This window comes from Agrobacterium sp. S7/73 (genome assembly GCF_019355535.1).
Taxonomy (GTDB): Bacteria; Pseudomonadota; Alphaproteobacteria; order Rhizobiales; family Rhizobiaceae; genus Agrobacterium; species Agrobacterium tumefaciens.
The window spans coordinates 2002881-2024827 of record NZ_CP072137.1 but is presented as its reverse complement, the minus strand read 5'-3'; the positions used below and the strand labels follow the sequence as shown (position 1 = coordinate 2024827).

The 21947-nt window shown below is 59.3% G+C and carries 16 protein-coding genes and 1 pseudogene; 14 read left to right on the top strand and 3 right to left on the bottom strand.

Annotation, left to right across the window (positions count from 1 at the left end; genetic code table 11):
- Positions 1 to 192 precede the first annotated feature (192 nt).
- The 14 genes from tssA to J5276_RS24065 all read left to right on the top strand — a co-directional run bounded on the left by tssA (position 193) and on the right by J5276_RS24065 (position 18855).
- The gene (gene tssA, locus J5276_RS24130) at positions 193 to 1248 is read left to right on the top strand and encodes a type VI secretion system protein TssA (protein WP_111796482.1); all 1056 of its coding nucleotides are present in this window, start codon (positions 193 to 195) and stop codon (positions 1246 to 1248) included.
- Positions 1249 to 1313: 65 nt separating this feature from the next.
- The gene (gene tssB / locus J5276_RS24125; RefSeq protein WP_013760989.1) at positions 1314 to 1823 is read left to right on the top strand and encodes a type VI secretion system contractile sheath small subunit; all 510 of its coding nucleotides are present in this window, start codon (positions 1314 to 1316) and stop codon (positions 1821 to 1823) included.
- Positions 1824 to 1919: 96 nt separating this feature from the next.
- On the top strand, positions 1920 to 3401 hold the full coding sequence (gene tssC, locus J5276_RS24120) for a type VI secretion system contractile sheath large subunit (RefSeq protein WP_004431481.1): 1482 nt from the start codon (positions 1920 to 1922) through the stop codon (positions 3399 to 3401).
- A gap of 55 nt (positions 3402 to 3456) precedes the next feature.
- Positions 3457 to 4851, top strand: a complete 1395-nt coding sequence (tssC, locus tag J5276_RS24115; protein ID WP_111796483.1) for a type VI secretion system contractile sheath large subunit — start codon at positions 3457 to 3459, stop codon at positions 4849 to 4851.
- Positions 4848 to 5669: a type VI secretion system accessory protein TagJ gene (locus J5276_RS24110; RefSeq protein WP_111796484.1), complete on the top strand. Its 822-nt coding sequence runs from the start codon at positions 4848 to 4850 to the stop codon at positions 5667 to 5669. The genes tssC (J5276_RS24115) and J5276_RS24110 overlap by 4 nt, the downstream gene beginning before the upstream one ends.
- Positions 5662 to 6171, top strand: a complete 510-nt coding sequence (gene tssE / locus J5276_RS24105; RefSeq protein ID WP_111796485.1) for a type VI secretion system baseplate subunit TssE — start codon at positions 5662 to 5664, stop codon at positions 6169 to 6171. The genes J5276_RS24110 and tssE overlap by 8 nt, the downstream gene beginning before the upstream one ends.
- The gene (tssF, locus tag J5276_RS24100) at positions 6164 to 7945 is read left to right on the top strand and encodes a type VI secretion system baseplate subunit TssF (protein WP_111796486.1); all 1782 of its coding nucleotides are present in this window, start codon (positions 6164 to 6166) and stop codon (positions 7943 to 7945) included. Before tssE ends, tssF begins: the two co-directional genes overlap by 8 nt.
- A gap of 9 nt (positions 7946 to 7954) precedes the next feature.
- On the top strand, positions 7955 to 8959 hold the full coding sequence (gene tssG, locus J5276_RS24095; RefSeq protein ID WP_111796487.1) for a type VI secretion system baseplate subunit TssG: 1005 nt from the start codon (positions 7955 to 7957) through the stop codon (positions 8957 to 8959).
- A 4-nt stretch (positions 8960 to 8963) separates the two neighbouring features.
- A complete protein-coding gene (locus J5276_RS24090) occupies positions 8964 to 10169 on the top strand; it encodes a type VI secretion system-associated FHA domain protein (RefSeq protein ID WP_162694925.1) in 1206 nt (401 codons plus the stop codon).
- Positions 10159 to 11499: a type VI secretion system baseplate subunit TssK gene (tssK, locus tag J5276_RS24085; RefSeq protein WP_111796504.1), complete on the top strand. Its 1341-nt coding sequence runs from the start codon at positions 10159 to 10161 to the stop codon at positions 11497 to 11499. The genes J5276_RS24090 and tssK overlap by 11 nt, the downstream gene beginning before the upstream one ends.
- Entirely contained in the window at positions 11496 to 13007 is a 1512-nt protein-coding gene (gene tssL / locus J5276_RS24080) for a type VI secretion system protein TssL, long form (RefSeq protein ID WP_111796488.1), read from the top strand. The genes tssK and tssL overlap by 4 nt, the downstream gene beginning before the upstream one ends.
- Complete coding sequence (tssM, locus tag J5276_RS24075; protein WP_174012469.1) at positions 13004 to 16483, top strand: type VI secretion system membrane subunit TssM; 3480 nt, start codon at positions 13004 to 13006, stop codon at positions 16481 to 16483. The genes tssL and tssM overlap by 4 nt, the downstream gene beginning before the upstream one ends.
- An 82-nt stretch (positions 16484 to 16565) precedes the next feature.
- Positions 16566 to 17978, top strand: a complete 1413-nt coding sequence (gene tagF, locus J5276_RS24070; protein ID WP_111796490.1) for a type VI secretion system-associated protein TagF — start codon at positions 16566 to 16568, stop codon at positions 17976 to 17978.
- Positions 17968 to 18855 (top strand): protein kinase, encoded by an 888-nt coding sequence (locus tag J5276_RS24065; protein ID WP_013761000.1) that lies wholly within the window; start codon positions 17968 to 17970, stop codon positions 18853 to 18855. The genes tagF and J5276_RS24065 overlap by 11 nt, the downstream gene beginning before the upstream one ends.
- An 11-nt stretch (positions 18856 to 18866) precedes the next feature.
- Here the strand turns inward: J5276_RS24065 and J5276_RS24060 are convergent, their stop codons facing one another.
- From J5276_RS24060 to J5276_RS24050, 3 genes and pseudogenes are all read right to left on the bottom strand, one after another.
- Positions 18867 to 20003: a polysaccharide biosynthesis/export family protein gene (locus J5276_RS24060; RefSeq protein ID WP_013761001.1), complete on the bottom strand. Its 1137-nt coding sequence runs from the start codon at positions 20001 to 20003 to the stop codon at positions 18867 to 18869.
- 572 nt (positions 20004 to 20575) lie between these two features.
- Positions 20576 to 21149: pseudogene (locus tag J5276_RS24055) on the bottom strand (SRPBCC domain-containing protein); the annotation flags it as partial.
- A gap of 305 nt (positions 21150 to 21454) precedes the next feature.
- Positions 21455 to 21922 (bottom strand): Lrp/AsnC family transcriptional regulator, encoded by a 468-nt coding sequence (locus tag J5276_RS24050; protein ID WP_019566776.1) that lies wholly within the window; start codon positions 21920 to 21922, stop codon positions 21455 to 21457.
- Positions 21923 to 21947 lie beyond the last annotated feature (25 nt).

Here is a 21947-nt window from a genome sequence, read left to right as displayed (position 1 = left end):
CACAACGTGACGTGGAGTAAATATGATGATGAAACCAACTTGTCCACCCCGAAGTTGATTTTTTGCCAGATGAGATTATCCACTAGACGCCACAATTTAGACACATTTAGAATAAGTCTGTCTTATGAATAGCCTTACGTAAGGGAAGTAACTACAAAAAATCCATTACTATTTCTCGGAGATAGACTGCCGTTGGACGCGCCGAACGTTAAAACAGATGTAGAATTTCTGAATGACTGCGGAGAAAATATCCGGGTCAACGCAAGAACGCGTGAAATATACTATAGAATTAAGGATGAAAGAAACCAAGCTCGTACAGAAGAGCGCGCCGCTTCTCCGCAGGATAACCTGAAAATATCCAGTAGCTGGGATAATGTCAGCAATCTTGGATTGCAGATTATATATTCCGAAAGCAAGGATGTTGAAATATTGGCGTGGCTTGCGGAAGCATCGCTGCGCCTGCGCGGCTTTCATGGTCTGCGCGAAATCTACGACCTCGGCAAAGAGCTGTTTTACAACCACTGGGACTCGCTGCGGTCAATCAGCGACGATAATGACGAAGAAAAATTTGCACCTTTAGCGGGATTGAACGGTGTCGGCAGCGAAGGAACGCTTGTTCAGCCTTTGCGCCTCGCCTCATTGATCCCAGGCGGCAAATTTGGCGAACACAGCCTATGGGACTTTCAACTCGCGCAGCGCCCAAATGAGAGCAAACGTCGCGAAGAGCTATATCGGCTTGCGTCTGAAACTGGCGTTGCCGCCATGTCATCCCAGTTGGCAGAGGTGACTGCGTGCCTCTCCGCGTTTGATGCCATCATGGCCATCCTTGCCGAGCGCTGCGGGCAATCCGCACCACCGAGTTCCCATATCCGCAACACGCTGGTCGAAGCAGCGTCTGCAATTCGCTCGCTCGGCGGGCGTGACCAGGAGCCGGCATCCGTCGAACAGGAACCTGTGGGCATCAGCGGTTCAGACGAGAGCGGGCCGGCGGCCGCGCGGCCCGCCGTGACCGCACCGGAAGGCATATTATCGCGCGACGAAGCATTTGAAACTCTTCTCTCGGTTGCGCGTTACTTCCGCCGTACCGAGCCGCATTCACCGATCTCCCTTGCCATAGAGACACTGGTGCGCAGGGGACGCATGGATTTTTCGGAACTGCTGGCCGAGCTTTTGCCGGAAGCCCAGGTTCGCAACGCAGTCTTAACCGCCGCCGGCATCAAGCCAAGCGGAGAGAGCAACGGAAAATAGAAAGCGCGGAGCGCGACGCCGCTCCGTAACAGTCGTCTGTGCCAAGGGGCACCAAGGAGGTTGAAATGGCAAGTGTACATGAGAAGCTGGAGCGTGTTCGCAAACCACGCGTTCACATCAAATACGAAGTCGAAACCGAAGGCGCGATGGTAGTCAAGGAACTGCCTTTCGTGGTCGGCGTGCTCGGTGATTTCTCCGGCAATCCCACCCAGCCGCTCAAGCCGTTCGGGGAGCGTAAATTCGTTCAGATCGACCGCGACAATTTCGACGAAGTCATGCGGCGCATGACGCCCGGCCTCAATATTTCCGTTGCCAATACGCTGCAAAAGGATGGCACGGACATGCAGGTCAACCTGAAGTTCGAAAGTATGGATGATTTCGAACCCGGCGCTGTCGTGCAGCAGGTTCCGGCGCTCAAGGCGCTTTTGGATGCCCGCAATGAACTGCGCGACCTTCTTTCCAAGGCCGACCGTTCGGAAGATCTGGAGCGGATGCTGGAGGATATTCTGCAAAACAAGACCGACCTCGCAACGCTGGTTTCCGAACTCAAGGAAAAGAACGGCGCGAACGAATAATCGCCTGTGTGGAGGAAAATCTCCTCGAACGGCCCCGCTTGGGGCTTCTAACTGTTCAAGCGGCATTTTCAAAGCCGCATGTGGAAGGACTGAAACATGAGCGCTGAGAGCCTGCTGAAAAATGAAGCACAGGCAACGACCGCCGAAGATCAGGGACTGCTGTCCAAGGTGGTTGCCGCTACCCGTCAAACCGAACCGGACCGCGCGCAGAACCTCCTGCGTACGCTGACCGATCAAGCACTGAAGGGGACGGTAAAATATGATCGCAACCTCACCGTCACCCTTAACCACGCGATCGCGGAGCTGGACCGCACGATTTCCGAACAGCTCGCCGCTATCATGCAGGCGCCCGAATTCGCCAAGCTTGAGGGCACCTGGCGCGGGTTGAACTATCTCGTCAAGAACTCCGAAACGAGCGTCAACCTCAAGATCCGCGTCATGAATGCCGGCAAGCGTGAACTGGCGCGCGATCTCGAAAAAGCCGTCGAATTCGATCAGTCCCGCCTCTTCAAGGCGATCTATGAAGACGAATTCGGCACCCCCGGCGGCGAACCGCTCGGCGCCATTATCGGCGATTACGAATTCGACAATTCCTTCGATGACGTCCAGCTGCTGCAAGGCGTCTCATCGATCGCGGCGGCAGCCTTCGCGCCATTCATCTCTGCTGCCAGCCCGCACATGTTCGGTTTCGAGGACTATCGCGATCTCGCCCGTCCGCGCGATCTGGAAAAGATTTTCGACACGGTCGAATATGCCAAGTGGCGCAGCTTCCGCGAAAGTGACGATTCCCGTTTCGTCACGCTTGCTCTTCCGCGTGTGCTGGCGCGTATGCCCTACGGCCCGAAAACCAACCCGATCGATGACTTCGCCTATGACGAAACCAAGGGTGCGGTGAATGGTGACCTTGAGCATGACGAATATTGCTGGATGAACGCCGCATACGTGATGGGCACCAAGCTGACCGATGCCTTCGCAAAAAGCGGCTGGTGTACGGCTATCCGAGGGGCTGAAAACGGCGGCAAGGTGGAAAACCTGCCCATGCATGTCTTCTCCAGCGATGACGGCGACCTGGATCTGAAATGCCCGACCGAAGTCGGCATTACCGACCGCCGCGACGCCGAACTCGGCAAACTCGGCTTTCTGCCGCTGTGCCACTATAAGAACACGGACTATGCGGTGTTCTTCGGCGCCCAGACCGCGCACAAGCCGAAGCTCTACGACAAGCCGGAAGCAACGGCCAACGCCGCCGTTTCGGCACGTCTGCCCTACATCATGGCCACGTCGCGTTTCGCGCATTATCTCAAGGTCATGGGGCGCGACAAGATCGGCTCCTTCATGGAAGCGTCCGATTGCGAAGTCTGGCTCAATCGCTGGATCGCCAACTACGTCAACGCCAATGACGAGGCGGGTGAGGAAAGCCGCGCCAAATATCCGCTGCGCGATGCCAAGGTGACCGTGCAGGAAGTGCCCGGCAAACCCGGCGCCTACAATGCGGTCGCATGGATGCGGCCCTGGTTGCAGATGGAAGAACTGACGACCTCGCTGCGCATGGTCGCCCGTATTCCGTCGAAGAACTGAGCCTGGTGCGGGGTGCTCAGCCACCCCGGCCCCGTTCATCATCCGGAGCACACTCATGGCGCATCAGTCCTTCACGGACGCCCGTATTTTCGCCGACCAGCTCATCGCCCTCATCGACGATGCGCTGACCGGCCAGGTGAACGCTATTCTCCACCATCCCGATTTTCAGGCGATGGAGGCGAGATGGCGCGGGCTTGCCATGGTCGTGCGCGAGGCGGGCCGCAGCACCGACGTGAAGGTGAAACTGCTGAACGCCAGCTGGCGCGACCTTGCCCGCAACACGGAACGCGCCACCGACTTCGACCAGAGCCATCTTTTCGAGGTCGTCTATAACCGCGAATTTGGCATGCCGGGCGGCGAACCGGTCGGCCTTCTGATCGGTGACTACGCCTTTTCCCCTGATGATCTTGATGGTGCCGATTCCATCACAACGCTGTCACAGATCGGCATGGTGGCTGCGGCCGCCTTCTGCCCTTTCGTAGCGGCGGCTTCGCCCTCCACCGTTGGGCTGCAGGACTTTTCGGAGCTCAGCCGGGTCCATGACTTTTCCTGGCTGAAACAGGAGAAATCGCGGCTGCGGTGGAATGCGCTTCGCGCACGCGACGATTCACGCTTCGTAGGCCTTGTCGCACCGCGCGTTTTGCTACGTTCTCCCTACAGGCCCCATGCGCGCGGGCGGGATGACGGATTTCCATTCCGCGAGCATGTGGCGGAAAGCGGCGAGACCCTGCTGTGGGGCAACGCCGCCTTTGCCTTCGCAACGGTTGTGGTGCGCAATTTCGTCGATTCCGGCTGGTTTGCGGATCTGCGCGGTGTGACACAGGACGCCGTGGATGGTGGCATGCTCTCTGCCCGACAATTGCCACCGCTTGATCTCGGCATCGAGAGCAACGGCCTGTCCGCCCAGCCGCCCGTGGAAGTGCAACTGACGACTGGGCAGGAACAGCAATTTTCCGATCTGGGCATCGTACCCGTCTCCACAACCTATCTTTCCGGCATGGCGATCTTCAACGCCAACCAATCCCTGCATGCACCCGGCCATTACTCCACCGAAGCGGCGAGGCAGAACGCCCGCCTCGCTGCCATGCTGCAATATGTGCTGTGTGCCTCCCGGTTCTCGCATTACCTCAAGGTCATCATGCGCGATGACATCGGCCAGCTCAGCGATGCCACGACCATCGAGCGTAAACTGGAAAGCTGGCTTTCCTCCTATACGCTCGGCAACGACGATGCGGAGGCGGCGTTGCGCACGCGCTATCCGCTGCGCTCTGCAGGGATCAATGTCTTCGAGGTTCCCGGCAAGCCCGGAACATTCTCATGTACCGTCCGCCTTCAGCCGCATTTCCAGCTCGATGACGTCTCCACGAGCTTCCACCTCATTGCCGAAACCATGATGCCGGCCACCGCCGCATCCCGGCCTTCGGCCGAGCCGCAAAGGATATCCGCATGACGCTGCGCGACGAAATTTCCCGCCTCCTGGACGACAACCAGCTGCAAGACGCAATCGGGCTCGCGCGGGACCATGTGAAAACCAGGCCGACCGACAAGGATGGCCGCCATTTCTACATCGATCTGCTGGTCCTCGCCGGCGACTATGAAAAGGCCGATGCGCAATGCAATCTGGCCGCAACATTCTCACCGCAGGACAGCGTCGGTTTTTCCCTCTTCCGCCACCAGCTGCGCGCCATGGCCGCACGCAATGCGTGGTTTGAAAGCGGCGCCGTACCGGATTTCCCCGGCGGCCCCTCCGAACTTGACCAATTGGCCATCCGGGCGAACATTGCCGCGCGGAGCGGCGATGTCGAGGGCGCGAAAGACGCGTTGAATGAACTCGACGAAAAACGCGGCAATGTGCCAATCGGCCACGACGGCAAGAGCGCCGGCGACATCCGCGATCTGGACGATCGGGTTCCGCATGCGCTGGAAGTCCTGACCAACGGCGGACGTTATCTCTGGATCGATTACGGACGCATCGAGAGCCTCAGCATCGACCCCATGAGCCGCCCGCGCGACCTCGCCTTTCGCGGCGCCGAACTGACGTTGCGCGACGGGGCAGTCGCATCCGTGCTGCTTCCTGCGATCTATCACGGTGCGGGCGACGATGTCGGCCTCCTTCTCGGTCGAGAAACGCACTGGAGTGAGGGTGAACCACTGATAACGGGTCTCGGCCAACGCTGCCTGCTGATTGGCGACGATGTTGTGCCGTTCCACGAAATCGGCGCGCTTTCCGCCCTGTCCGACGAAGAAAGGCAGATCGCCCGTGGTTGATCCGCTGGAGCAATATCGCGCACGGCAAAGGACGCTGTCGCGCTCGGTTCTGGACCGGCTGCTCGATGACGCGCCGGATGCGGAAACGGATACGCTCGTCAGCCTGAAGGATCAGGCCCGCGAGATGCGCGAGGTGATCCGCCGCGACCTCGAGGCATTGCTCAATACTCGCCGCAACCCGGCCGGCCCGCCGGCTGCGTTGAAGGAACTGTCCGATGCCCTCGTAAGCTACGGCGTGGACGGCATTCTTTCAGCCAATCTGGTGACGGATGCCTCCAAGGCGCGACTCGCTCGCAGCATCGAGCGGCGGATTTCCCTGTTCGAAACACGCCTTGCCGACGTGCATGTGACGATCCTGAAAAACCGCACGGATGGTGACCGGGCGCTTCGCATGCGCATACAGGCAAGCTTCCGCCTACAGGAAGGCATGCCGCCGATCAGCTTTGAATCCCGGATCGATCCTTCCACGCAGCAATTCCTGGTGGAGGCGACGAATGGCTGAAGGCTTCCTCGAAAAGTACAATGACGAGCTTTTTGCGCTGCGAAAGCGCGCATCTCGTTTCGCGGCGGCGTTTCCAAAGATCGCCGGCAGGCTGCGGATGACGGGCGACGTTGCCGACGATCCGCATGTCGAGCGTCTGATCCAGAGTTTCGCCTATTCCGCCGCCCGGGTGCGCCAGAAGCTGGATGACGAATTCCCCGAACTGTCGGACAGTCTGCTGGAAACGCTCTATCCGCATTATCTTGCCCCGATCCCTTCGATGAGCGTCGTGCAATTCGCTCCGAGCCCGGCGCTGGCAACCGTGCAGACGCTTCCCCGCCACAGCGAAATTCTCGCCGAACCGGTTGGCGGCGAAAGCTGCCGTTTCCGCACCACGCAGGACGTCGAGATCCTTCCACTGGAGATCGCAGCTGCCACACTCACCGGTCAGCCGATCGATGCCCCTTTTTCGGCGTCCTTTGCCGGCACGGCCAGCTGTTTGAGGCTTTCGCTACGCAGCACGGCCCCGCGCAGCGGTACTTTCCCGGAAATGGGACTGACGAAACTCCAGATTTTCCTGTCCGCCGCATGGCAGCAGGCGACAGCGCTTTACGAGCTTTTGACCAACCATTGCGTCGGCATGGCGCTTGCGCGTCACGCCGAGGACAAGGAAGCCGTTTTCCTGCCCGCCGGAAATCTTACGCCGTCCGGGTACTCTCGCGATAAAGCCATGCTGCCATATCCAGCCAACAGTTTTGATGGATACCGGCTTCTCACCGAATTCTTCGCGCTGCCGCAGAAATTTCTGTTTCTCGACATTGACGGCCTGCAGAAATGGGGCGGCGGCGACTGCGAGCTATACATTTATCTGGATGCGGCCGACACGCGGCTTGAGCGCATGGTGTCGGTCAGAGATTTTGTGTTGAACGCCTCACCGGTGATCAACCTGTTCAAACAAAGCTGCGAACCGCTCAGTCTTGATGGTACGCGGACGGAATACAGGCTGCTGCCGGATGCACGGCGGCAGCGGACGCGCGAGATCTATGCCGTTGAAAACGTCCAACTGACCAGCCGTTCCGGACAGACCGAGAAGACGTCTCCGTTTTTTGGTCGCACACAGCGCAATAATGGCGCAAACGTTTACTGGCAGATACAGCGCCGGTTCGATGATGACGGCTCTTCCGATACGGACATCGCCTTCGTGGATCAGAAGCGCGGCCCGCTTGGGCCGCTCGACATGGTGGCAAGCATTGATACACTTTGCCTCAACCGCGAACTGCCAAGCCAGCTTCCCTTTGGCGGCGGGCACCCATTCCTGCAGCTTTCTACCGGCAACGAGGCGGTGAAATCCATCCATGCGCTGATGCCGCCGACGGAGGCGATCCGCGTCAACGAGCGTTCGGCACGCGAGTGGCGGCTGATCTCACATCTTCTCCTCAACCATCTCTCGCTCACCGACAACGGCGGCGCGCCGCTGAAGGACATTCTCTCGCTTTATTCCTTCAGGGACAGCCCGGAAACCCGACAGATCGTGGAGGCGATCAGCAATGTCGAGGCGCAGAATTCTCATGCCCGGATTGGCTCGGCAATGGTACCGGGAACAGATATCACGGTGGAGTTTGACCCGGCACTGATCGCGCGACCTGCCGCATTTGTTTTCGCCGGCGTCCTCAACCATTTCTTCGGGCTCTACACCTCGATCAACAGTTTCACGCGACTGACGGCGACGATGCGAGGCCACTCCAAACCGATTGCCCGCTGGCCAGCCCGCGCGGCCGACCGGCCGCTGCTTTAGGAGACGGGTATGGAACAGCAGACGCCAACCATCAAAGACAGACAGGCGGCGCTTCTCAGCAACGATCCCGGCCGTTTTGACCCTGCAACCGCGTTTCGCGTCGCCCAGTTCGTTTCGCCGGATGACGCGGTCGTCATCGGTGCTCATGGCGGAATACAGCCGACACCGCTTGCAGTCAGCGGTTTCAGCCGAAAGCGCGGTCATGCCGAACTGAAATCAGCTTTCGCGCCCATCGTCGGCCCGCTTGGTTCGCTACCGCCGACCTACGGCGAACTGCTGCAACGGGAAGAACGCAATCGTTCGGGCGCGCTGGCGAGCTTCTTCAACCTTTTTGCGGCAAGGTTCAGCGAACTGTTTGTATCCGCGACGGAAAAATACCGTCTTGCAAGGGGTTTGCGCTGGTCGGCCGATCAGAGGGACAACGGTTTCCGCAAAACACTGCTCGCCCTCATCGGGTTCCGCACTGCCGGTCTGGTCGAGAAAGCAGGCGTGAGCGAAGACGCGCTCCTGCGTTTCAGCGGTCTTCTGGCCGGCCGCAACCGCAATGTTTCGGCCCTGACATCAATGCTTTGCGAATTCACGGGACTTCCGGTCCATATCGAACAGTTTCGCCGGCGTTGGGTGGCTTTGCCGCTTCACGAACAAAGCCAGCTGGGGCAGGCATCAGGACTGAGGCTCGGACAGAACACCACAGCGGGAAGCGCTGTCGAAGATATGAGCGGCGGCTTCCGGGTCGTGATCGGTCCTGTCGCCTATGCGGATTACCTGGCCCTCACGCCCGGTTCGAAACGGCTTGCGGAAATATTTTCTCTTACACGCCTGTTCGTCGGAAGCGCATTGCACTTCGATGTGCAGGTGATCCTGAAAAAGGAGGACATTCCGTTTTGCCGCCTCGGCCAGTCCGATGCTCCCGCCCGTCTCGGCTGGAACAGCTGGGCTCGCGTGGCACCCGCCCAACAAGACAGCGCTGACGCTGTGGTGACCGAGCGGGAAGGCTCGGCGATTTCCGCGTGAGGGCATGGATATGAAGCTTGCACTCAAGGACACACGCAATATCGGAGCAGCAAGAGCCAGTCAGTGGACTTTCGAGCGCGGCCGCCGCGTCATTGGCCGTTCGCGGGAATGCGACTGGCAGATCGACGACAATGAACGGCGCGTTTCCAAGCTGCACTGTACACTCAACCGCGATGGCGAAGGCTTCACGATAATGGACCAGAGCGCGAATGGCACGCTGGTCGATGGCCGCCTGCTGCTCGAAGGCGAAAGCGCACGTCTCCGCGACGGTTCGCAAATCAACATTGGCGGGCAGGTTTTTCAGGTCGCCATCAGCGGCGATGCCGAACTGGATTTTTCCGACCCCGACGCATCCCTGCGAATGAGCGACGAGCCGCTGACCATTTCGGCGATCCTTGCGGACATCGCCCCGAACGGCCGTTCGGCCGGCGGCATGATGGGCAACACTGCCTCTGTCGACGACTGGTCCGAAACATGGCGCGAGGGCGCCAAACGGAAGGCGAAATCCATTTCGCGAAATGTCGAGATCGGCTGGAGCGAACCGCCCGCGGCGCATGGAATAAGTGCCATTCTTCCTGATAACTGGGATGAGGAGCCGGTTGCAAGCAGCGAGCACGAACATACCGACGCGCTAAACACGCCCGTCATGATCTCTCGTCCCGTTTCGACCGCCCGCAGCGAAGATTTCGACAATGTTTTCCCGGAGACGGAAGAAGACTTACGAGCGGAGAACGCACCGGCTGCAGGCGTTTCTACCGCGCAGGAGATTGGCGATCTTCTGACTACGCTGGAGCAGGAAAGCGCCGATTGTCTGGCCGTTCTCGAACTCGAGAGCGAGCGCGCTGGCCAAGGTTCGTCAGCCTCCTTGAGCGAGCGGATGGAAAGGCTCATCCGCCAGCAGCGGCAACTTGCCTACGCGCTTGAAACCCTGATCCATGGTTGCACGCAAAGGCTCGAGCCGAGGCTTATCGAGGCGTCTGTCGACGCCGGCAGCGATTTCCGGGCAAAGATCGGCCGCCGGGACTGGCAGGGGCTAATCACCAAAACAGACTATTGGTCCGCCTACAAAAAGCAATTCGAAGAAAACGGCCGTCCATTGCCGGTCAGGCAGTTCCTGCAGCGCGCAGCGCGTGGTGAAGCCGCGCCGGTACGGCAGACTGACGCGGCCACAGCCGATGCCAAGGGGGTAAATGACCACGATGAGACATGAGAACCGTGTAGCCTGGAGCGAGGGCATGTTTCTTCGCGTCCAGCATTTTCAGCAGTCCGACCGTTGGACCGAACGCCTGGTGCGCAACACCACACGCAACCTTTCGCCCTATCCGTGGGGCGTCGCCGAGATCGGGGTCGATCGCAGCGCCTTGTCGATAGGGCAATTCGCTCTGTCGAACCTGCGCGGCATTCTTCCAGATGGAACGCCCTTCGAGGCGCCTGAAGATTCCGACCTGCCGCCGCCGCTCGATCTCGATGAAAGCGTCAAGAATGCCATCATTTATCTTGCCCTGCCGGCTCGGCAACCGGGCAAGGCCGACATGTCCGCCAGCGGCCACAATGACACCAACAATGTGCGTTTCACCGCATCCACCTATGAAGTCTCCGATACCAATATAGAGACGGATTTCGTGGCCCCGATTGATGTCGGCCGCCTGAGCCTGAAGTTCCTCAAGACCGGTGACGATCTTTCAGGTTATGACCTCATCGGGCTGGCGCGGGTGATCGAAGTCCGCTCCGACCGTGCGGTCATTCTTGATCCTGATTTCATCCCGCCAAGCCTCAGCTGCGCGGCTGCGCCCCGTCTCAACGAATTGCTGACGGAGCTTCTGGGGATTGTGCGCCACCGCGCCCAGGCGATCGCCGAACGCATCGGTGACCCGACGATCCGTGGAACGGCGGAAGTGGGCGATTATTTCCTGCTGCAGATCCTGAACCGGGCCGATCCGCTACTGGCGCATCGCTGTGCCAACGCTACGCGTTTTCATCCCATCCGCTTTTACGAAGACTGCATCCAGCTTGCCGGCGAGCTCGCCACCTTCACCACGGATAGAAAGCGGGCGACAGATTTCCCGCCCTATCGACACGACGATCTGAAAGCCACCTTCGGCGCTGTGTTTGATGATCTGCGTACCTCGCTGTCTGCGGTTCTAGAACAGGCGGCCGTCGCAATCGAACTGGTGGAACGCCGTCATGGCGTCCGCGTCGGCACTATCCACGACCGCACACTTCTGCGCGACGCCGGCTTCGTGCTTGCCGTGCGGGCGGATATGGCTGCCGAGGATATTCGCCGCCGCCTGCCGGCACAGATCAAGGTCGGTCCGGTGGAACGGATTTCCGAACTGGTTAATGTGGCACTGCCGGGTATTCCCGTGCGGTCTCTGCCGGTTCTGCCAAGGCAACTGCCCTATCGATCCGGCACCGTTTATTTCGAGATCGACACGCAGTCGCCGCTCTGGAAACAGCTCGATAGTTCAGGGGCGATTGCCCTGCATCTAGCGGGCGAATTCCCTGGGCTTGAAATGGAAATGTGGGCGTTACGCGAATGAGCACGGAAAACCCCTCTTCCTGGCAAGACTTGCCAACGGTGGTCGAGATCACCGAGGAAAGTCGCCGGCGCAACCAGAACGCCCGCAACATGGCGGCAATCCTCGAAGACATCGTCGAGGCCGACGAACCGGCCCGTCACGCCAGAAGGACAGAAGCCACCATGCCGGTCGAACAGCTGCTGACCGGTTTCCACTTCGGCGGCGAGGAGGTTCCGACACTTGTGCAATCGGCAGCTCCCCTTCTCAACCTCGCACATCTGCTGCGCTTCAGCGATGCCGAGCCGGATCCCGACCAGCTTCGCCGCGCCTGCGTTGAAGCAATTACACGCTATGAACGCGACCTCGCCTCCGCCCGCATCAGCCCCGAGCGGGCAAGGGCTGCGCATTATGTCGTCTGCGCGACGGTCGATGACGTCGTTCTCAGCAAGCCTTGGGGTGTGCGGGCAGGCTGGGCGCGCTCCGGGCTCGTTTCCACGTTCCACAATGACGTCACTGGCGGCGACCGGGTTTTCGACATTCTCGACCATTTCCACCAGTCGCCCGGCGCCAACAAGGATCTGCTGCTTCTGATCTATCTGTGCTTGTCGCTGGCTTTCGAGGGACGAACCCGCGTTTCACCGAAAGGAGCGCTCGAGCTTTCACGCATCCGCGACAGCCTCTACAAAACGCTGATCGGCCAATATGGCGCCTTCGAACGGGAGCTTTCTCCGCATTGGAAAGGTGTCGATGCCCGACATACGCCATTGCGCGCGATGGCGGCGCTCTGGACCCTGCTGTCGCTGATGGCGCTCGCCTTCGCGCTCGGTTATCTCTTCTTCACGCTGTCGCTCAACAGCGCATCCGATGTCACCTTCGAAAGACTTGCTCATCTGCCGCCGAACGAAACACCGAGCGTGTTGATCGCAAGCCCTCCTGCACCAACGCCGCCGCCAATTGAAGTGGAAACTCCCCGCGTCGTTGATCCACCCAAAATCGTGGAGCCGAGACAACCCTCCCGGCTTGAAAAGCTGATGGCCTTCCTGCAGCCAGAAGTCGACAGGAAGCTCGTGACCCTTGCGGATGTGAACGGGCGGCTGCGGGTTCGCATCAACAATTCGGGCCTGTTCACGACAGGCAGCGCCGATGTCAGCCCGCAGTTCCGCGATCTCATCCAGCGTATCGGCGGCGCGCTTGCGGCTGAGAAATTTCGTGCGGTGGTCATCGGTTATACCGACACCGTGCCGATCAAGACGGTGGAGTTTCCATCGAACTGGCACCTTTCCGAGGCGCGCGCCAAGGCCGTTGGAGACATTCTTTCCCAATTCACCGGTCCTGAGGCAATCCTGACCGAAGGCCGGGCCGACAGCGACCCGATCGCCGACAACAAGACGGAAGAAGGCCGTCAGATAAACCGCAGAACAGAAATCATGGTCCTGACCAATCCCGATGAAAAACTGAGCGATGCCGGCATTCTCTCGCCGCCCATACAGAACAGTCCGGGACAGCAGCCGGGAGAGACCCAGCCATGAATCCATTGAGCTATTTTTATACGATCCGCTCCTATGTCGAGAGCTATGCGGCCCTCGTCGGACGACGTTTCCTGTCGCTTTTATGGGTGATAGCGCTCTGCGTCGTCATCTGGTTCTACGGCTATCTGATTGCGCTCGGCGATTTCAAGCCGCTTGGAACGGTGCAGGCCCGGCTCATCGCCATCGGCATCATCGTCGCCATCTGGCTGGTCTACATCGTCGTCACGATCTACCGCGGACGCAAGCAGGACAAGGAACTCGTCGACAGTATCGAGCGCGAGGCGCTGGCCAATCGGCAGGCGGAAATCGGCGAAATCCAGACACGCCTGAAGGAAGCGCTCGCTCTCTTGCGACGCGTCACGAAAAAGCGCTTCGGTTATATTTACGACCTGCCCTGGTATGTGATCTTCGGCGCCCCCGGTTCCGGCAAGACGACGGCACTCACCAATTCCGGCCTGCAATTTCCGCTTGGCGATGCGCTCGGCGAAAATGCGGTGAAGGGCATTGGCGGCACGCGCAACTGCAACTGGTGGTTCGCCGATGAGGCGATCCTGATAGACACCGCCGGCCGCTATACCACGCAGGACGATCTCGACGGATCCTCAAAGGCCGGCTGGGAAGGTTTTCTCAGCCTCCTGAGGCGATATCGCCGTTCGCAGCCGATCAACGGCGCATTGGTTACCCTCTCCATCCCCGATCTGCTCAACCGTGATTCCGAAGAACAGCGGCAGGAACTGCGCTCCATCCGTCAGCGGCTTTCGGAACTCGACGAATATCTGCGCGCTCGGGTCCCGGTCTATATCGTTCTGACGAAGGCCGACCTGCTGCATGGTTTCGTGGAGTTTTTCGACGGTTTCAACAAGACCGATCGCCAGCAGGTTTGGGGCACAACCTTCAAGCTGGATGAGAGCTACTCCGCCGAGAACCTGCCGCAGCGCCTGACGGAAGAATTCGAGCTGCTGCAGCAGCGGGTCGATGCCATGCTGATTGAACGCCTGCAGCAGGAACAGAATGCGGAGATACGCGGACGCATCTTCCGTTTTCCGGCCGAGCTGGCGCGGCTGAAAGACCGGCTGCACGAAGCCCTTGCCGAGCTTTGCGCAAGTTCGCCGCTCATTGAGGCGCCGCTTCTGCGCGGCGTTTATTTAGCGTCGGGAACGCAGCCGGAAACGGAAAGATCTCCCGCATCCCCCAGAACCCGCCGGAGCTACTTCCTCTCGCGGCTGTTCAAGGACGTCATCTTCCCCGAAGCCGCACTGGTGATGCGCGACAAACGCCTTTCCGGGCGGCAATTGCTGGTGCGGCGCATTGCCTATGGCGCATCCGCCGCCGCGGTCGCCATTGTCTTTACTGGCTGGATTTTCACCTATTTCGCCAATACACAGGCGCTCGCCGAAGCGGATCGCAAACTTGGCGCTTATGAGCAACTCGTTCAGGGAATTCCCGTACGAGAGGTCGCAGATGCCGATTTCCTGCGCATCCTCCCCGCGCTCGACAATCTGCGCGATGCCAATTCCGGCTTTGCCCGCGAACGCATGTGGAATGTCAGCCTCGGTCTCGATCAGGAAGACAAGATTGCCGGGCGCCAGCGTGATGCCTATCAGCGCGCGCTCAACGCCCTGCTGCTGCCGCGCATGATCGTGCAGCTGCAAAAGCAGCTAAAGGAAGAAAAGGATGTCACCCGCACGTTCAATTCGCTGAAACTCTATGGAATGCTGGGCGGGATGGGTGCACTGGACCGCGATTTCCTGACCGTGCAGACGCATCTGATGTTCGCATCGCTTTACCCTGGTGATGGAAGGGCAGCGGTGCGAGAAGCGCTTGACCAGCACGCAATGGCACTGGCCGACGGCGTGCTTGCCCCGATCGAACTCGATGCGCGGCTCATCGCTACCGCCCGCGAAACGATCCGCGATCAAGCGATCGGCACACGCGCCTATGATATTCTCGCCGGTCTTCCACAGGTGCGCGAACTGATGGAATGGACACCCGCGACGGCTTTCGGTCCTCTTGGAGAGCGTGCTTTCGAGCGTCGCAGCAAAGCGCCTATGGTGGAGGGCATAGAGGGCCTATTCACTGCGGATGGATATCACCGTGTCGTCATTCCGCAAGTCGCTCATGCCGCCCGCATCGCACTTTCCGAAGGCTGGGTGCGTGGTTCTGATGATGCCATCAAGGGCGCGACTGTGGAGCAGGTGGCGAAGGCCACGCTACAAATCTATTTCGACCGTTTTGAGAAAAAATGGGTTGATATGCTGGCCGACCTTCGGGTCAAACCGTCCCAGACCCTCGGCGACGCAGTGGAAACGACCCGCGCGCTTGCCAATGAGCGCAATATCGTGATGGAGGCTGCCAGATCGATCGCGAAGGCGACCGATCTCCGCCCCGGAGCAAACCCCGCCACCCTCGCCTCCGCTGCGGAAGGCGACGCAACCACAGCCGTTCTGGCGGCCTCGGTGAATGCGTCCGATCCCTATGCGAGACTGCGCGACATGCTGGCGACAAAAGGCGCAGCCACAACGGGCGAGCAGGCCAATGGCGACAAGACCGGTGGTTCGCCATCGGAACAGTTGCTCGCGCATTTCAAGCTGCTGAACGAACAGCTTGCCCGCTCGGCAACAACCTCCGATGAAGTCGCCAAGGTGTTCGACGTGGACAGCCAGCTCACCAAGGCCAATCAGGACCTGCTGCAGCAGGCCCGCGAACTGCCGGCACCGCTCGACGTCTGGGTGGCAGGCGTGGCAGCGGATGTCGGCTCGCTCGCGGTGAAGTCCGCTCGCAGCCGCATTGCCGAACTCTGGGCATCAGATTCAGCCTCCCTGTGCTCTTCGATCGTCACCGGTCGTTATCCCTTCGACCGGACTTCCGCGCGCGATGTCGCCATTGCGGATTTCACGCGTCTCTTCGGGCCGGCAGGGGTTTTCCAGAGTTTCTTCAAACAGCGCATGGAACCGTTTGTCGACAAGACGACGACCCCATGGAGCTGGAAGGGTACCTTTGGCGCGGCCGGCCTTCCCAGCAGCGCCGTCGCCCAGTTCGAAAATGCCGACAAGATCTCGCGCGCCTTTTTCCCGAATGGTAGCGAAACGCCGGCGGTTTCGATCAATGTCAAACCCGTCTCCCTTACCAATGCATCCAGCGCGGTAATGCTGGAGATTGAGGGCGAGCGGGTCGTTTATTATCATGGTCCGGTCCAGGCGAAATCGATCACCTGGCCCTCGCGCGAAAACACGGCAAGCCTGTCGCGCATCGCCTTCCAGCCCGGCGGCTGGCAGCAGGCCAAAACCGAAAATGGCGACTGGTCGCCCTTCCGGCTGTTTGACGGTGCCGATATCGAGAACCAGTCGGATGATCTGCTGAGGGTGCGGTTTGAGAATGGCGGACAGGCTGCCGAATTCGATATTCAGTTCGGCTCGGTTCTCAATCCGTTCAAGCTGGATGCAATTGCCAGCTTCGCCTGCCCCGCGCAGTTCTAGTGACGGACCGGAATGCTGATTTTTCAAAGGAGGGGATTAGAATGAAGGCAGGCACGATAAAGACAGCGGGTCATCGCAACTGATGGCCGATCAGGCATCAAGGTCCACGCAAACGACGACGGAAAGCGATCGCATCGGTTTCTTCGGCAAGGTCCCAAGTCATGGCGATTTCATCTCCGATGGGCTCGAGCGGGAATTGATCGGTACCTTTGACGGCTGGATGCGATCCGGCATGTACGCCGGTGCGGATATGTTTACGGGCCGATGGCCCGAAATATTCTCTTCGTCGCCACCCATACGCTTCATCATTGAGCGCGGCATATGGGGAAACTGCGCCTATGTCGGTGTACTGGTGCCGAGTGCGGACCGGGTGGGACGCAAATATCCGCTCGCCATCATCGCGCAGCTCAATGGCTTCCGCGAACATCCACGAAGCCTCTATCTCGACGATACCTGGTTCATGGCCGCGGAGGCGCTGGCGGAGACATCGATGACCCGCGAATTCGACATCTCCCGGTTTATTACTTCGATCAAAAAACTACGTCTGCCAAAATCGCGGGAAGAGGAGGATGTGCCGGAAATGGTGCGCGGCCGTATGCCGACGAGCCTCTGGTGGTATATCGATCCCATCAGCCGTCGTGCCCGCGGCCTCAAATTTGACGGCAAACCCAAAGCCTCCGATTTCGTGCGCCTCTTTAGCGACATGCCGGGCAAAGGCGGCGAGGACCGTTCAACGCCAGCGCCAATTCCAGCAACGGCGCCGGAGAAAACAAAACAGCAAATGCCGCCCGTGGCGCCAGCGCCTGCGCCGGCAGCGGAACAGCCGTCATCTGTGACCTACAGCTATGCCACACACCCTGGAACGCGGCTTTCCCTGAATGCGGATGCTCTTTTCGTTTCCCAGACACCTTCCCTCTTCGCCATAGCGGATGGCCAAGGTGATTCGCACAGCGCTGCAGAGGCCGCCCGTCTCGCCACGAATATACTTGCGGAAACGCCAGATGCCGAAAACCCGGAGATGATGGCGCAACAGATCAGGGGAAGGCTTGGCACCATCAACAGCCTGCTCCTCTCCCGCCAGACGACCGGTGCCGATGTCAGGCCGATGGCCAGCGTCGTCATAGCTTCGATCATCTCGCGCAGGCTGAGCGTCCTGTGGTCTGGTGATGCGCGCGCCTATCTCCTGAAAAACGGCACCATGCACCAGCTTTCGCGCGATCACGTCGTTGTCGGCATGAAAAAGCAACTCTCGCAATGTGTCGGGCTTTCCCAGCAGTTCCGGCCGGACATCGTTTTCGAGGAGTGGGGTTTGCAGGACAGGGTCCTGCTGTGCAGTTACCCGCTTGTGCAGATCCTCCGGGACCGCGCCATCGCCGAGATCGTCTTCAACACCCCAGTCAAGGATTGCGCCAATGCCCTGGTCCAGGAAGCGCTCATCGAAAACGCCCGCGAGAATATAAGCGCTATTGTGATTGGAAACCGGCGTGAACAATGAACTTGCATATCCAGAGGTAGCCGCACGCTTTTCCGACCTTTGGCGAAGCATCCGCCATGAGGGCACGCGGGAAAGAAGCTATCAGGAGCAGCAAGACCTGATCGACCAGATCCGAAATGCGCTGGATCGAAAATTACCAGATATTTCTGGCGAAAAACCGGACTGGATTGCGGACAGCTTTGCCGTGAATTTCACAGCTTACCAGAGCGAGACGACACTTTTGCTCCAATTGCGCCACCGCGATCTCGGCTCGCTGCACGCGCTTAAAACCGTGCCGCCTGCCCGCAGGGACGACACCGTTTTGCTGCACCGTTTATGGGACGAGGCCGAGATCGGGCTCGCGCTGCGCCATCCCTGCCTTGTGGAAACGTCCGCCCTTTTGCGGTTACCCGATGGTCGGCCGGGTCTGTTGCAGCCGTGGTTTGCGCACTCACTGGCATCAATCATATCTGCGCAACCGATTGCCGCCTCGGAGGCGATCGTGATCCTTCGCCGCGTGCTGCAAGCGCTGAGTGCAGTGCATGCATTTGGATATGTGCACTGCGACGTCACGCCCGCCAATATTCTGCTGTCTGATGGTAAGTTCGAAACGGCAAGACTGGGCGACTTCGGCATCGCCCTGCAGATTGGTCGTAAACACGCCGGACAGGGCCTGCGCTTTGCTGCCTCAACTGAATTTTCGCCGCCGGAACAGATGCAAGGCGCACCTGCAAAGCCGGATCAGGATATATATGCCGTGGGACGGCTCGCCAGGCGGCTAATCGAGACGGATAAGGCACAATCACCGCAATGCCTCGCAGATCTTGCGGACGCCTGTTGCCATTATGATCCCGCTTTGCGCCCACAATCGGCAATGGAAGCTTTACAGCTTCTGTAACGCCTCATTGGTCAGTTGCCGCCGCCGGGAAGCGGCGCCGCCGCAGTCGGCACACTCTTCTGGAACACGGTCAGCAGCTTGGCCGAATCCACCAGCGGCGCGTTGCTGGCATAGAGCACATCGCCCTTCTGCATCTGGAAGAGCTGCATGAGTGCGATGCTGGAAGCGTCGCGCATGTTGACGTGATATATCACAGGCCGCATGGTCGTGGCCGTAGCGACCGGGCCTTTCGCGCCCGGTATCCTTGCGGCTGGAACCTGAACAATCTCATTGCGGAAGACATAGACATTGCGCGCGTCTGCGCGGTCATCCAGCAAGCCACCGGCGCGGCCGACGGCCTGCGCAAGGGTCAGCTTTCCGGCTTCAAACTGGAATTCACCGGCACTCTTGAAGGCACCGAGTGCGGTGTAGCTCGCCGCGTCGCCATCGATCATGATCTGATCATCCGGTGACAGGCGGATGTTCTGACGGTCTTCCCGCATGACGCGGTCAAGAGGCACGCTGGCCCTTTGCGAGCCGCGAACGACAGTGACCGTGGCCGCTCCCGCAGCGACAGTAGGGCCACCTGCTTGATTGAGCGCATCGAGCACCCGCTCCTGCCGGGCGGTGAGCACGATCTTTCCGGGATTTTTCACCGCGCCGCTGAGCATGACGGCGCTCGTCGGCTTATCAACGACAGTAACGACGGCCTGCGGATTCACGGCCGACCCCTTGAGGCCGGCAACGACCTGCGATTGCAGCCCTTCCGGTGTGGAATCAACAACCCTCTGTTTGCCAACAAAGGGAATATTCACCGAGCCGCTCTGATCCACTGTAAAGCGGCCGAGATTAAGCGTCTTGCTCTGTGTCGGGGAGAAAAGTCCGTCTTCTCCCGTATCCAGCACGGTAATGTCGATAACGTCGCCGCGCCGCAATCTCTGGGAGTTGTAACCGGTGTTGCGAAGCGCGGTAAGGCCGGGCCCGGAGGCGTTCTGTGTGCTTGCGGCGGAAACCGTGGCTGCCGATGCGTTAGCCAGCTCGATGACGGGGATTTTCTCGTTGGTTCGCGGTAAAGTCGCAGACCGGATATTGCCTGCGGTCGGTCCGTCAGATGGCTTTGCACATGCGCTCAAAAGAGCCATCAGCAAAATCGCCCCCAACTTTTTCATCCCTCGTCCCCTCAATGATTCAACCTGACGCAGAGATATCATCCCGACACGTCATCGCAACAACTTTAGCGGTTGCAATTTATGGAAAACCTTCTGTCGAAAGAAAGGGTGTGACCATTCCGCAACCTTTTTGGATCCGGCCGAAGCAAACTCCTAGAATGCACCGATGAGAAATAAGCAGGACAACGACTCCGGTGGCGGCAATTGGCTTCTCCAAACCGCATGCAGGAGCCAAGGCTTTCAACAATCCCGCAGCGCCGAAATCAGCCCGCCCTCAAAACGATCCCGAGCACTTGTTTCCTGTTTACATCGTTGGAATGCCATCACCGACAGAAAAAGACTGTCTGCCGCAGCAAACTTGCTCCCATATACACAGTTGACAAAAACCCGTTGAGCCGATGGAAGCCGTTTCCTTATCAAGGAACTCGCCTCTAATTGCAGCCGCTTGTTTTGGCGTTCGTGTGGCTTTCCCACGATCTCCGCCACCCCGCACTGGTTCTGATGATTTTATCGAGCTTCCCTGGCGCGGCTCAAACGGGTCCAGTTGCTGTGTACAGCGCGGAACAACTTTTTCAAGGCGATAGGATCGCTGCTGAGGAGTCAAAGCGCTCCAGCCTGGCCAGCGTTTGCTGACCCAGTTCCACGGCACCGAAACCCTTCGCTCGCTGGAACTCGGCTTCCGTGCTGAACACCATGCCCAGCACAACTTTCGTCGTGCCATCCTGATCTTCAGGCCCACGCATCGGCATGTTGTGGCCCGTTTTCGCCCCATAGCAGCGTATAGGCGATCCTCTCTTCGGACCGGACCTCGACATAACGATGATGGTTCGGAAAGACTGTTCCGCCAGGGCCGATCATGTCAAAGACCCATGCGCCGCCGGTCCGCCGGTCAATGCTCTTCATGCGGCGGGAAAAGCCGTCAGGACCCCGCCATTGTGGCAGCGCCTCTTTGTTCATCCAGGCTTTCCAGACGATGTTTCGCGGCACCTTCATCGTTCGCTCCAGCACCATGGTTCGCCCGGCCACGCTGGCCAGATTGCTGAGACCGGCACTGAAACCTTGTTGATAGCCATCGCGCATATCCTCCGCCAGCGAGGAAAGCCGCTCCGTTACGGTCAAGCGGCTACGCTCTTTAACAGCCTGAAATGTGTTTCAGCGTGGGATTTGACCCCTCCATGGCGCGAGAGGCTGACCCCCGCCACGCCGAAGAAACGGCAAATTGATCAGCGTGTTAACCTGCCCCAACCAGGGTCAATTTTTCCGCGAGGCGTACAGGAAACGATAGACGTCGCCGCGCCTGTGATACGTGGCATAGGCGTCGAAATCCGTAGGCTCAAAACGGCGAAGGGTTAACTGCGAGGTCTGGATGGGTAGAGAGGTCTCAGGAAACACTCATCAGCCTTTTCAACCACCCCGGACGTCTAGTGGCGAGATCTGTGAACCGCAAGTCGTCAAACCTCGATCGGAAAGGAAAATCCGGCCTTTACCCGGTCCATGACGACCATGGTCTTGAAGCCCTTGATATCGTGGTTTTCGTAAAAGAACCGCCGGGTAAAGGCCTCATAGTCCTCCATGTCCTTGGCGGTGATGACCAGAATGAAGTCGGCATCTCCCGTCACATAATATCCGATCATCACTTCCCGGGTCGCGCGGATGGCCGCCTTGAAGCGATCGACAATATCGGCGCGTTCGCGCTCCAGTGAAACGAGCACGATCATGGTAATGCCGCGCCCAACGGCCTTCGGCGACACGATGGCGACATCCGCTTCGATGACGCCATCTTCGCGCAGACGTTTGAGGCGCCGCTGGCATGCGGTCGGTGAAAGATTGACGAGTTGCGCCAGCTCTTCCGACGTAAGGCGATTGTTTTTTTGAACGGCCTCAAGCAACGCCTTGTCCGCTCTATCGAGAGTATTCATGCACAAATCCTGCGTACGGAACCTA

Bases quoted from the DNA above. Each gene is read 5' to 3' on its own strand.
- J5276_RS24060 (WP_013761001.1), bottom strand. From the start codon at position 20,003: ATGAAAAAGTTGGGGGCGATTTTGCTGATGGCTCTTTTGAGCGCATGT.
- J5276_RS24050 (WP_019566776.1), bottom strand. From the start codon at position 21,922: ATGAATACTCTCGATAGAGCGGACAAGGCGTTGCTTGAGGCCGTTCAA.
- J5276_RS24090 (WP_162694925.1), top strand. From the start codon at position 8,964: ATGGATATGAAGCTTGCACTCAAGGACACACGCAATATCGGAGCAGCA.
- tssK (WP_111796504.1), top strand. From the start codon at position 10,159: ATGAGACATGAGAACCGTGTAGCCTGGAGCGAGGGCATGTTTCTTCGC.
- tssC (WP_004431481.1), top strand. From the start codon at position 1,920: ATGAGCGCTGAGAGCCTGCTGAAAAATGAAGCACAGGCAACGACCGCC.
- tssG (WP_111796487.1), top strand. From the start codon at position 7,955: ATGGAACAGCAGACGCCAACCATCAAAGACAGACAGGCGGCGCTTCTC.
- J5276_RS24110 (WP_111796484.1), top strand. From the start codon at position 4,848: ATGACGCTGCGCGACGAAATTTCCCGCCTCCTGGACGACAACCAGCTG.
- tssB (WP_013760989.1), top strand. From the start codon at position 1,314: ATGGCAAGTGTACATGAGAAGCTGGAGCGTGTTCGCAAACCACGCGTT.
- tssL (WP_111796488.1), top strand. From the start codon at position 11,496: ATGAGCACGGAAAACCCCTCTTCCTGGCAAGACTTGCCAACGGTGGTC.
- tssM (WP_174012469.1), top strand. From the start codon at position 13,004: ATGAATCCATTGAGCTATTTTTATACGATCCGCTCCTATGTCGAGAGC.
- tssF (WP_111796486.1), top strand. From the start codon at position 6,164: ATGGCTGAAGGCTTCCTCGAAAAGTACAATGACGAGCTTTTTGCGCTG.
- tagF (WP_111796490.1), top strand. From the start codon at position 16,566: ATGGCCGATCAGGCATCAAGGTCCACGCAAACGACGACGGAAAGCGAT.
- tssC (WP_111796483.1), top strand. From the start codon at position 3,457: ATGGCGCATCAGTCCTTCACGGACGCCCGTATTTTCGCCGACCAGCTC.